Here is a 10659-nt window from a genome sequence, read left to right as displayed (position 1 = left end):
CCACCAACCCGTTCCCGTGGATGAGCGAGATCATGGACTTGAAGAAAGAGAAAAACTTCTTCGAGACCCGTGTGATCGAGTATCAGACTGGCGGCGCGTTGAGCTGGGACTAATCAACACGAACCAAAAAATGTGGGAGCGGGCTTGCCCGCGATAGCGGTGTATCAGTCACGGATGTACCCACTGACACACAGCTATCGCGGGCAAGCCAGCTCCCACATTGGCTATTGTGATCCATAGACTTTGCAAGTAAGCCTTTATGCCCAACCACACCATTAAAACCCCCTGCGTCGGGCTGTGTTCCACCGTCTACGGTGACCTGGTCTGTCGGGGCTGCAAGCGTTATCACCACGAGGTGATCCAGTGGAATGGCTATAACGCCGAGGAAAAACAGGCGGTGTGGCTGCGCCTGGAACAACTGCTGGTGCAGGTGATGGCCAGCAAGCTGGAAGTGTTCGACCCGCACTGCCTGCGACAGCAGCTGGAAGCGCGCAAGATTCGTTTTATGCCGCACCAGTCGCCGTATTGCTGGGCATACCAGTTGATTGCGCGCGGAGCACGGGTGATTTCCAAGCTGGATGCCTATGGGTTGACGCTGTTACCGGAGTTTCGCGAACGCCACCTGGCGGATTTGCGCGATGCGATAGATCGAGAGTTTTTTCTGCTGTCCGAGGCACATTACGAGCGCTATATCGCCCCGGTTTTCTTGAAAGAGTCATTCGGCCCGGCGCTGATTGCCACGCGCTGACCCACAGTTGTGTTTAAAATGCCGCCCGCCCGATGACTGACCCTTAACGATGAACCCAGACGCACTCGCTACCCTGCACGCCCACTTGCTCACTGCCCTGGCTGACGCGCCCGCGGAAACCCGGCGCCTGTTCCATGGCCGTGGCCGCTGCTGGCCGGGCCTGGAACAACTGACGGTGGACTGGCTGCAAGGGGTGGTGCTGGTGGCGTTGTTCAAGGAAACCGAGCACCTGCAGGCCCTGAAGCAGACGCTACTGCACATCGACTGGGCCGCTTTCGGCGCGCACACCGTGGCCCTGCAACACCGCTACCTGCCGCAAAGCACCACCGAATGGCTGGTGGGCGAGGCCATCGACGAGTTGACCATCACCGAGGGCGGCCTGCGCTACCTGATCGACCTGGGTAAAAAACAGAACAGCGGGCTGTTTCTCGACATGCGTTACGGGCGCAACTGGGTACGTGAGCAAGCACAGGGCCAGCGCGTGCTGAATTTGTTTGCCTATACCTGCGGTTTTTCCGTGGCCGCCATCGAAGGCGGCGCCGACCATGTGGTGAACCTGGATATGGCCCGTGGTGCCCTCAGCCGTGGCCGCGACAACCATCGTTTGAATGGGCACGACCTGAGCCGGGTGAGTTTCCTGGGCCACGACCTGTTCAAGTCCTGGGCCAAGGTGACGAACAACGGTCCTTATGACCTGGTGATCATCGACCCGCCCTCCTTCCAGAAAGGCAGTTTCCTGCTGACCAAGGATTACCAGCGCGTGCTGCGCCGCCTGCCGGACTTGCTCAGTGCCCACGGCACCGTACTGGCATGCATGAACGATCCGGCCTTCGGCGAAGATTTCCTGATCGACGGCGTGACCCGCGAAGCACCGGGCCTGCGGTTTGTACAGCGGCTGGAAAACCCACCGGAATTTCCTGACATTGATCCGCAGAGTGGACTAAAGGCACTGGTGTTCCGTCAGGGCTGATGCCGAAACATCCTACGCTTGCTACGCTAACGGATACGCCGGGCGGTGAACCTTATCCTCCCCTTCCCGGTCGATACCTGCATTCCCTGGCCAGACTCGACGGCGCTACGTCGTCGGCTGCCCCGTTTGACCTTTTGGAGAACCGCCCGTGATATCGACCCTGCATGTAGCCAGACTCAAAGCCTGGGGCGCCCACGGCTTTACCGCCACCGGTGTGGTACTGGCCTTTTTGGCCACCCTGGCGCTGCTGGAAAACTCCCCCAAGGCGTGCCTGCTGTGGCTGGGCCTGGCACTGGTGGTGGATGGCGTCGACGGCTCGCTGGCGCGACGGGTGAATGTCAGCACGGTGCTGCCCAGCTTTGACGGCTCGGTGCTCGACCTGGTGATCGACTACCTCACCTACGTGTTCATTCCTGCCCTGTTTATCTACCGCTACATCGACCTGCCCGAGTTCACCCACCTGTTTGCGGTGTCGGTGATCCTGGTGTCGTCGCTGTTCTGCTTTTGCAATGTGAACATGAAGAGCAAGGACAACTACTTCGTCGGCTTCCCTGCCGCCTGGAACGTCGTTGCCCTGTGCGTCTATATCATCCAGCCGGATGCCTGGGTCACCTTGCTGACCGTGATCGGCCTGGCGCTGTTGACCGTGACGCCGATGAAGTTCCTGCACCCGTTCCGGGTCAAGCGTTTCATGCCGATCAACATCGCGGTGACCACTATCTGGCTGCTGTGCAGCTTCCTGATGGTGGTGGATTACCCGAATACCAACCCTTGGACATTTGGCTTGTGGTCGCTGATGTCGGCGTACTTCCTGGGTATCTGCATCTGGCGCACGGCCGTGGAATGGCTGGGCGCGCACAAATAACCAGGCGGGCCCGGTAAAAGATGTGGGAGAGGCTTGCCACCTCCCACATTTGAGTCACATCGCAGTAAGATGCTGGCCTTCTGCGGCCCTCCAACAATAAGCCCTGCCCATGCCCTTCGAACTCAGCGTAGACCTCACCACCCTGGCCATCCTGGCCGTTGTCGCTTTTATCGCCGGTTTTATCGACGCCATCGCCGGCGGTGGCGGTTTGTTGACCACCCCGGCCCTGCTCACCGCCGGTATGCCGCCGCATCTGGTGCTGGGCACCAACAAGCTCAGCTCCACCTTCGGCTCGGCCACCGCCAGTTTTACCTTCTACCGCCGCAAGCTGTTCCACCCACGCCAATGGGTGCACGCCATTGTCGGTACCTTGATCGGTGCACTGACCGGCGCGGTCGTCGCTCATTACTTGCCTGCCGAAACCCTGAACAAGATGCTTCCGGTGATCGTCTTCGCCTGCGGTGTGTACCTGTTGTTCGGGGGCACGCCCAAGGCGCCACTGGACGCGGAGGCACCGATCAAAAAGAAATGGCAAGCCACCCAGGGCTTTGGTCTGGGTTTTTACGATGGAGTGGCCGGGCCCGGCACGGGGGCGTTCTGGACGGTCAGCACGATGCTGCTGCACCCCATCGACCTGGTGAAGGCCAGCGGCGTGGCGCGCAGCATGAACTTCGTCAGCAACGCCGCGGCGCTGACGGTGTTCATCATCAATGGGTCGGTGGACTGGATCGTCGGCCTGGCGATGGGTGTGTCGGTGATGTGTGGCGCGTTCTTTGGCGCACGCAGCGCGATCAGCGGCGGCGCCAAATTCATCCGCCCAGTGTTTATCACCGTGGTGCTGGGCCTGACCGTGCGCCTAGCCTGGCAGCATTGGTTCAGCGTGGCCTAGGCGGCGGGCCACGTAGAGGTCGATCAGGTAACGCGCAATCGAGCGTGACGCCGGCAACGGCGGCAGCTCGTGGATATTGAACCACTGCGCGTCCTCGATCTCGTCGGCCTGGGGCACGATATCGCCACCGGCGTATTCGGCGTGAAAGCCCAGCATCATCGAGTGAGGGAACGGCCAGCATTGGCTGCCCATGTACTGGATGTTCTTGACCTCCAACTGCACCTCTTCGCGCACTTCACGGATCAGGCAGTCTTCGGCGGACTCACCCGGCTCGGCAAAACCGGCCAGGGTGCTGTAGACCCCCGTGACGAAACGCGGCGAGCGCGCCAGCAGGATGTCATCGCCACGAGTCACCAGCACGATCATGCTTGGCGAGATGCGTGGATAGCTGCGCAGGTCGCAGGCCTGGCAATACATCGCCCGCTCCCGCGGCACCTGTACCATCGCCTGGCCGCAACTGCCACAAAAACGGTGCTCCCGCGCCCAGGTGCCGATCTGCGCGGCGTAGCCCAGCACCTTGTACAGGGTGTGATCACCTTGCAGCATAAAGCCGCGCAAGCCTTGCCAACTGCACCCTGGCACATCAGCCGGCGAGTCGAGTTCCAACAGGTACACCGGCTCGCCGTCGAGGTGGCCGATGCCGTGTTCGGCAAACACCGACAGGTCCTGGCGCTTGAGCCATTCGCGCGGGAACAGCGGGCCGTTGGTATCGTGTAAAAAGCCTTCGCGGCTGCGGGCGACGGCCCAGCCGCCGGGGGCGTCGTTGTCCAGCAGCGTTGTGGTAATCCAGCCTGGGGTCATGTCAGTCAATCCACGAATTCGGGTTTCTGCTTACTCATATGGGCCGCGATGGCCACGCGCAGGTCGTTGGATTGCAACATAGCCGAGTTCCAGGTGGCAACGTATTCCAGGCCGTCATTGACTGTGTGGTCACGCATGTAGCTGATCATGGCCTTGGTGCCAGTCACGGCAATCGGCGACTTGGCGGCGATTTGATGGGCCAGGTCCATGACACCCGCCAGCAGGCTTTGCTGATCGGCAAACACGCGATTGACCAGGCCGATACTGCGCGCTTCTTCGGCGCCGAATTGACGACCGGTGTAGGCCAGCTCACGCAGCATGCCATCGCCGATAATGCGCGGCAGGCGTTGCAAGGTGCCGACGTCAGCGGCCATGCCGATGTCGATTTCCTTGATCGAGAATTGCGCGTCTTCGGCCGCGTAGCGCATGTCGCACGCGCTGATCAGGTCGATGGCACCGCCAATGCAGTAGCCCTGGATCGCCGCCAGCACGGGCTTGCGGCAAGTGTCCACGGCGTTGAACGAAGCTTGCAGCTCGAGAATCTTGCGGCGCAGCAGGCGCGCATTGCGACCCACGTCCTTGCCAAAATCATTGGCGATCGAGGCCAGCATCATCAGGTCGATGCCCGAGGAAAAATGCTTGCCCGCGCCGCTGAGCACCACGGCACGCACGGCGTCGGTCTCGTCGACCCATTGGAAGATGTCGATGATTTCGGTCCAGAACGCCGCGTTCATGGCGTTGATCTTTTCCGGGCGATTGATCTGCACATGGGCAACGTTGCCACTGAGTTCGACAACGAAGGCTTGGTATTCGGACATGGCAGTGATCCCTGACTGGCGATTGAGAAAGGCCAGACTATATCAAGGGTGCGCCACGGCGCATCGGCCAAAAACGGGACTGGCCACGGTGAAGGAAAAGACGCTGGATAAAACCCGATGCACAGGCCATCCTTTGTGCTTTAAGCCGCGCTGTGCGCGGCGCTCGACGTTTTAAGGATATGCCATGCACGCCCAACCTCTCGCTCCCGCCGATTTCGAATTCATTGACGCCACCTTGCTCAAATACGGCGAAGACCACTCGGTGCTGAACATGGCCGAACTCGACGGTTATTTCACCGCCCTGGTTTCCAGCCCGGCCAAGGTGGATGTGTCCGAGTGGTTCCCGGCGATCTGGGGTGGGCAAAACCCTGAATGGGACAACATGGACGAGGCCCAGGCTTTTCTCGAGCTGTGTGTACGCCATATGAATACCCTGGCCGCGCAATTGGCCACTGACTCCCAGGCATTCAAAGCCCGTTTCGATGAAACCGAACATCAAGGCCAGGCGGTGACCCTTGCCGAGGAATGGTGCTTTGGTTATGTGCGCGGCGTGACAATCGCCAACTGGCCGCCATTGCCCGCTGTACAAGCCGGGCAACTGGAGCGGATTTCCTGGTGCGCCGAACAGGACAATTTCGAATTGCCGGCGGATCTGGATGTAAACGCCCATCAACTGCAGGTCAGCGCAATCGAACCGGCTGCGCGGGCGCTGCATGACTACTGGTTGAGCCAGCGTTAAGGCAGTAGGAGCGCATGCCAATAAATCACGCAGATCACCCACTCACTCGACAAGCATGGCGTGTTTGCCTGATGATTCGGGTCCGCACGTCGGCCACTCCACGCCACCTTGCCTTGACCAGGAGCCTTGTACCTTGAGTTCGCAGAAAACCGTGACCGTTACACCGCCCAACTTCCCCCTCACTGGCAAGGTCGCGCCCCCCGGCTCCAAATCCATTACCAACCGTGCGCTGTTGCTGGCGGCACTGGCCAAGGGCACCAGCCGTTTGAGCGGTGCGCTCAAAAGTGATGACACGCGCCACATGTCGGTCGCCCTGCGGCAGATGGGCGTCACCATCGAGGAGCCGGACGACACCACCTTTGTCGTCACCAGCCAAGGCTCGCTGCAATTGCCGGCCCAGCCGTTGTTCCTCGGCAACGCCGGCACCGCCATGCGCTTTCTCACGGCTGCCGTCGCCACCGTGCAAGGCACCGTGGTACTGGACGGTGACGAGTACATGCAAAAACGCCCCATCGGCCCGCTGCTGGCCACCCTGGGCCAGAACGGCATCCAGGTCGACAGCCCCACCGGTTGCCCACCGGTAACCGTGCACGGCGCGGGCAAGGTCCAGGCCAGGCGTTTTGAGATTGACGCAGGTTTGTCCAGCCAGTACGTATCGGCCCTGCTGATGCTGGCGGCGTGCGGCGAAGCGCCGATTGAAGTGGCGCTGACCGGCAAGGACATTGGCGCCCGTGGCTACGTGGACCTGACCCTCGATTGCATGCGTGCGTTCGGGGCCCAGGTCGACGCCGTGGACGACACCACCTGGCGCGTGGCCCCCACCGGCTATACCGCCCATGACTACCTGATCGAACCCGACGCTTCCGCCGCCACTTACCTGTGGGCCGCAGAAGTACTGACCGGTGGCCGTATCGATATTGGTGTAGCCCCACAGGATTTCACCCAGCCCGACGCCAAGGCCCAGGCCGTGATCGCGCAATTCCCGAACATGCAGGCCACGGTGGTGGGTTCACAAATGCAGGATGCGATCCCGACCCTGGCAGTGCTCGCCGCGTTCAACAACACCCCGGTGCGCTTCACTGAACTGGCGAACCTGCGCGTCAAGGAATGTGACCGCGTGCAGGCGCTGCACGATGGCCTCAACGAAATTCGCCCGAGCCTGGCGACCATCGAGGGTGATGACTTGCTGGTTGCCAGCGACCCCGCTTTGGCTGGCACCGCCTGCACCGCACTGATCGACACCCACGCCGACCATCGCATCGCCATGTGCTTTGCCCTGGCCGGGCTGAAAGTCTCGGGCATTCGCATCCAAGACCCGGACTGCGTAGCCAAGACCTACCCTGACTACTGGAAAGCGCTGGCCAGCCTGGGCGTTCACTTGAGCTACTGACACACAAACCTGTAGGGGCGAGCAAGCTCGCTCCTACAACTGAACCTTGCCGGGAGCGTCAATGACCCTTCGCCAACCCTGCCCACCCGGCGCCTGTGTCTGCAACCGTGAACAACTGCTGGAAGCTCCCGGCGCTGATCTGCGCATTCTGCAACTGACGCGCCAGCAGGAAAAAATCCTGCTGGCGCGCCTGGAGAACCTCAAGAGCCTGCAAGACCTCGAACACCTGCAACAGCGGATGTACGACCAACTGGGCATCCGCGTCCACATCGCGCCCGGGCATACCGAGGTCAAAAGCATGCGCGGGATCCAGATCGTCATCGACGAACTGCCGGGCATGTGCCGCAAGACTCGCCAGTCGATCCCCGCCTCCATTCGCCGCGGCCTGGAGAAAAAACCAGAGATTGCCTACCGCTTGCTGGACGCCCACGACCTGTTTCGCGACGCTTGAATTATCCCGCGACGGCCTCACGCTCAAACAACCCCTGCCCCACCGCCCGGGCCTTGTGCAAATGCGCCTGGGCCGTGCCACTTTCCGAGTCCAACAACAACTCGGAAGTGAGTACCCGCGCCCCGCAATAATCAAAGATGCCGTAGTCGATCTGGGTATTCATGGCCTTGGCATAACCGTGTCGCTCAAATGCACTGTCATCAGCCCCACCCAGGGCCAGCAGATGCACCTGCAAATGCCTTAGTTTCTTCTGCACCGGTGTATCGGGGCCGTAATCAATCGCCCAGCCATTGACGAATACGCGGTCGACCCAACCCTTGAGCAATGCCGGCATTGACCACCAGTAGATGGGGAATGCCAGCACCAGCGCGTCGGCGCGATCGATGCGGGCCTGCTCGGCCACCACGTCGGCTGGCGGCGTCGCCCGAGTACGGTGCACCCGATGGTCGGCCGCGCTGTAGCGTGGGTCGAACCCTTCAGCGGCAAGGTCGGCTATTTCAAAGGTGTGGCCAGAGGCGCTCAAGCCCGCGCCCACCTCGGCGGCCACGCTATGGGTGAGGGATTGCGGGTCGTGATGGGCAACAACGATCAGTGCGTGCATGACTTTGACTCCGTTTCGGCTTAATCTACTTTTAGTAAGTTACGTCGAATAAGTTACTTTTGGTATATAAGCATGTCAAGCAATGAATCCCCTGCCCCCCGTCGTCGTTTGTCCCGTGAAGATCGCCTGCGCCAGTTACTCGACGTCGCCTGGCAATTGGTGCGTGACGAAGGCACCGACGCCCTGACCCTGGGCCGCCTGGCCGAGCTGGCGGGCGTCACCAAACCAGTGGTGTACGACCACTTCGCTACACGCGCGGGGTTGCTGGCCGCGCTGTATGCAGACTTCGACGCGCGCCAGGACCAGGTGTTTGCCGATGCCATCGCCACCAGCAAGGCGACGCTTGAGGACCGCGCGTGGGTTATCGCGTCGTCGTATGTCGATTGTGTGTTGTTGCAAGGTCGGGAAATCCCCGGGGTGATTGCCGCCTTGAGCGGTTCACCGGAGTTGGAAGCGTCCAAGCGCGAATACGAGGCGATCTTCCTCGATAAGTGCAGAGACGCGCTGTCGCCCTTCACCCACGGCGGCAGTATTTCCCAGGCCGGGTTGCGCGCCATGCTCGGCGCGGCGGAAGCCCTGTCCCATGCGGCGGCCAATGGCGAGATCAGCCGCGAGGAAGCTCAGCAGGAACTGCTGGAGACTATCCTCGGGATGGTCAAGCGCGTCAGGCCGTAGGCAGACGGCCCTGGACGAACAGTTGCGCCTTGCGCGTCAACTGGTCCAGGTGCCGATCACGCTGTTTCTCCGCATCGACCATGGCGCGCTTGCCGTGTTTTTGCAGCAGGTAGGTGTGGATCTGCCGCACTTCCAGCGAGCTGTAGATTGAAGCCACATCCAACACGCCCATCAGCCCATCGGTGCCGTAGTTGCGGGTGTTCATCACGACCTGGGTGCCACGCGCACCGCGTACCTGGAAACCCATGGCTTCGAACACCGCAACCTTCTCTACCGCACAGGCCAGTTCGGCGTGGGGATAACGCGCCAACACCTCGTCCAGCATGCTGCGTGCCACACCCTGGCGACGAAAGCCGGCCTGCACCGCCATAAACGCGATGCCACACGCGTTCGGGTCATCCTTCACCGGCAGGTACAGGCAAAAGCCCACCACCGTCTCGTCTTCCATCGCCACGACCACCTCGACGGCGATGCCCTTTTCGCCATTCAACGCCTCAAGGTACAGGTGTACCTCAAACCCGATGGCGTACTGGTAGATGTTGTAGAGCAGGTTGCTCGGTGCCAGCGCTACGCTGCTGATATCGGTGAGGTTGTCCACCACCATCTGCAGGATCTGGCTGTTGACCGGTTCGGGGCACGGCGTGGTGTAGCGTGTAAGGCTGAACATGCAAATTCCTGGGGTTTCGCGTCAAGGCAGCGGCGATTGTACCTGTTGCGCGCCGCTCATGGCCCGCACACCTCGCGCAAACACGCGCGCAGCCAGCGATGGGCCAGGTCGGCATCCTGTCGTGGATGCCACAGCATCGCCACGGTAAACGGCGGCAACGTCACCGGCAGCTCAAAACAGTGCAACCCTCGAGGCGGCACAGTGATGTAGCGCTCAGGCACGCAGGCGATCAGGTCGGTGTCACGCGCCAGGGCGATGGCCGTATTGAAACCGGCGACCACGATGCTGACCTGCCGAACCAGACCTTGCGCCTCAAGGGCCTCATCGATCTGGCCACGGTCCTGGCCGCGCCGCGACACGTAGACATGTTGTCCCTGGGCGAAACGCGCTGCGCTCAAGGGGCCGCGGCTCAGAGCATGGCCCTCGCGCACCACGCCCACCAGGCGATCACGGAACAGCGCCTGGGTCAGCACCTCCGGGCTGGCGCCGACATCGACCACACCGGTTTCCAGGTCGACGCCACCGTCGCGCAGCAGCGCACTGTGCTTGTCGCTCTTGTGCACGAAACGCAAGCGCACCCCTGGAGCCTCCTGGGCGATACGCGCGAGCAATGCAGGGCCGAAGCGTTCGACGAACTCCTCACTGGTGCGCAGGGTGAAGGTACGCACCACCTCACCCAAGTCCAGGGTGTGCGCCGGGCGCAATACCGCATGGGCGTCCTGCACCAGTTGGCTAACCTGTTCGCGCAATTGCAACGCCCGGGGCGTCGGCACCAGGCCGCGCCCGGCACGTACCAGCAGCGGATCGCCAGTGGCCGCACGCAAACGCGCCAGGGCCCGGCTCATGGCCGAAGGGCTCAGGCGCAGGCGCTGGGCGGCGCGAGCGACGCTGCCTTCGGCAAGCAACACGTCGAGGGTGATGAGTAAATTGAGGTCGGGCATGCGGGCTCCTGATCAGGCGTTGGGTGCAGCTATAGCCTGCAAGCCATGCGTCTTCCGCCATGTTAGGCGACGCCGTAGATTTGTGACAGGTGCATTCACTCAAG

At 61.6% G+C, this 10659-nt stretch carries 14 protein-coding genes; 9 read left to right on the top strand and 5 right to left on the bottom strand.

Translation table 11 applies throughout. The features are described 5' to 3' along the window. From BOP96_RS30580 to BOP96_RS18740, 5 genes are all read left to right on the top strand, one after another. Positions 1-113 (top strand): hypothetical protein (locus tag BOP96_RS30580; RefSeq protein ID WP_238346834.1); only part of this gene is annotated, 113 nt, incomplete at its 5' end. Between the two features lie 146 nt (positions 114-259). Beyond that, on the top strand, positions 260-748 hold the full coding sequence (locus BOP96_RS18755; protein WP_014718664.1) for a DUF1289 domain-containing protein: 489 nt from the start codon (positions 260-262) through the stop codon (positions 746-748). A gap of 49 nt (positions 749-797) precedes the next feature. Continuing rightward, a complete protein-coding gene (locus BOP96_RS18750) occupies positions 798-1718 on the top strand; it encodes a class I SAM-dependent methyltransferase (protein ID WP_073453656.1) in 921 nt (306 codons plus the stop codon). A 148-nt stretch (positions 1719-1866) separates the two neighbouring features. After that, positions 1867-2583 (top strand): phosphatidylcholine synthase, encoded by a 717-nt coding sequence (gene pcsA, locus BOP96_RS18745; RefSeq protein WP_014718666.1) that lies wholly within the window; start codon positions 1867-1869, stop codon positions 2581-2583. Positions 2584-2692: 109 nt separating this feature from the next. After that, positions 2693-3472, top strand: coding sequence for a TSUP family transporter (locus BOP96_RS18740; RefSeq protein WP_003191011.1), 780 nt, complete (start codon positions 2693-2695; stop codon positions 3470-3472). Here BOP96_RS18740 and nudC read toward each other — a convergent pair. Together nudC and BOP96_RS18730 are read right to left on the bottom strand one after the other, a co-directional pair. Further along, a complete protein-coding gene (nudC, locus tag BOP96_RS18735) occupies positions 3440-4273 on the bottom strand; it encodes an NAD(+) diphosphatase (protein ID WP_073453654.1) in 834 nt (277 codons plus the stop codon). The genes BOP96_RS18740 and nudC overlap by 33 nt on opposite strands. A gap of 5 nt (positions 4274-4278) precedes the next feature. Continuing rightward, entirely contained in the window at positions 4279-5091 is an 813-nt protein-coding gene (locus BOP96_RS18730) for a crotonase/enoyl-CoA hydratase family protein (protein ID WP_014718668.1), read from the bottom strand. Between the two features lie 184 nt (positions 5092-5275). On the opposite strand from BOP96_RS18730, the gene BOP96_RS18725 reads away from it, so the two are divergent. The 3 genes from BOP96_RS18725 to BOP96_RS18715 all read left to right on the top strand — a co-directional run bounded on the left by BOP96_RS18725 (position 5276) and on the right by BOP96_RS18715 (position 7671). Then, positions 5276-5830: a UPF0149 family protein gene (locus BOP96_RS18725; RefSeq protein WP_019816886.1), complete on the top strand. Its 555-nt coding sequence runs from the start codon at positions 5276-5278 to the stop codon at positions 5828-5830. 133 nt (positions 5831-5963) lie between these two features. Then, positions 5964-7220, top strand: coding sequence for a 3-phosphoshikimate 1-carboxyvinyltransferase (gene aroA, locus BOP96_RS18720; protein ID WP_073453652.1), 1257 nt, complete (start codon positions 5964-5966; stop codon positions 7218-7220). A gap of 61 nt (positions 7221-7281) precedes the next feature. After that, the gene (locus BOP96_RS18715; RefSeq protein ID WP_020301139.1) at positions 7282-7671 is read left to right on the top strand and encodes a hypothetical protein; all 390 of its coding nucleotides are present in this window, start codon (positions 7282-7284) and stop codon (positions 7669-7671) included. 1 nt (position 7672) lies between these two features. Here the strand turns inward: BOP96_RS18715 and BOP96_RS18710 are convergent, their stop codons facing one another. Further along, complete coding sequence (locus BOP96_RS18710) at positions 7673-8272, bottom strand: NAD(P)H-dependent oxidoreductase (protein ID WP_014718672.1); 600 nt, start codon at positions 8270-8272, stop codon at positions 7673-7675. A gap of 72 nt (positions 8273-8344) precedes the next feature. Between BOP96_RS18710 and BOP96_RS18705 the strand changes: the two genes are divergently transcribed. Continuing rightward, entirely contained in the window at positions 8345-8947 is a 603-nt protein-coding gene (locus BOP96_RS18705) for a TetR/AcrR family transcriptional regulator (protein ID WP_073453650.1), read from the top strand. Here BOP96_RS18705 and BOP96_RS18700 read toward each other — a convergent pair. Together BOP96_RS18700 and BOP96_RS18695 are read right to left on the bottom strand one after the other, a co-directional pair. Next, positions 8937-9614 (bottom strand): GNAT family N-acetyltransferase, encoded by a 678-nt coding sequence (locus BOP96_RS18700; protein WP_019816881.1) that lies wholly within the window; start codon positions 9612-9614, stop codon positions 8937-8939. The genes BOP96_RS18705 and BOP96_RS18700 overlap by 11 nt on opposite strands. 56 nt (positions 9615-9670) lie before the next feature. Then, positions 9671-10555 carry a LysR family transcriptional regulator gene (locus BOP96_RS18695; RefSeq protein ID WP_073453648.1) on the bottom strand — a complete coding sequence of 295 codons (885 nt, stop codon included), beginning with the start codon at positions 10553-10555 and terminating at the stop codon, positions 9671-9673. Positions 10556-10659 lie beyond the last annotated feature (104 nt).

It is taken from the genome of Pseudomonas sp. FSL W5-0203, from assembly GCF_001896155.1.
Taxonomy (GTDB): domain Bacteria; phylum Pseudomonadota; class Gammaproteobacteria; order Pseudomonadales; family Pseudomonadaceae; genus Aquipseudomonas; species Aquipseudomonas paracarnis.
This window is presented reverse-complemented; position numbering and strand designations above follow the sequence as displayed.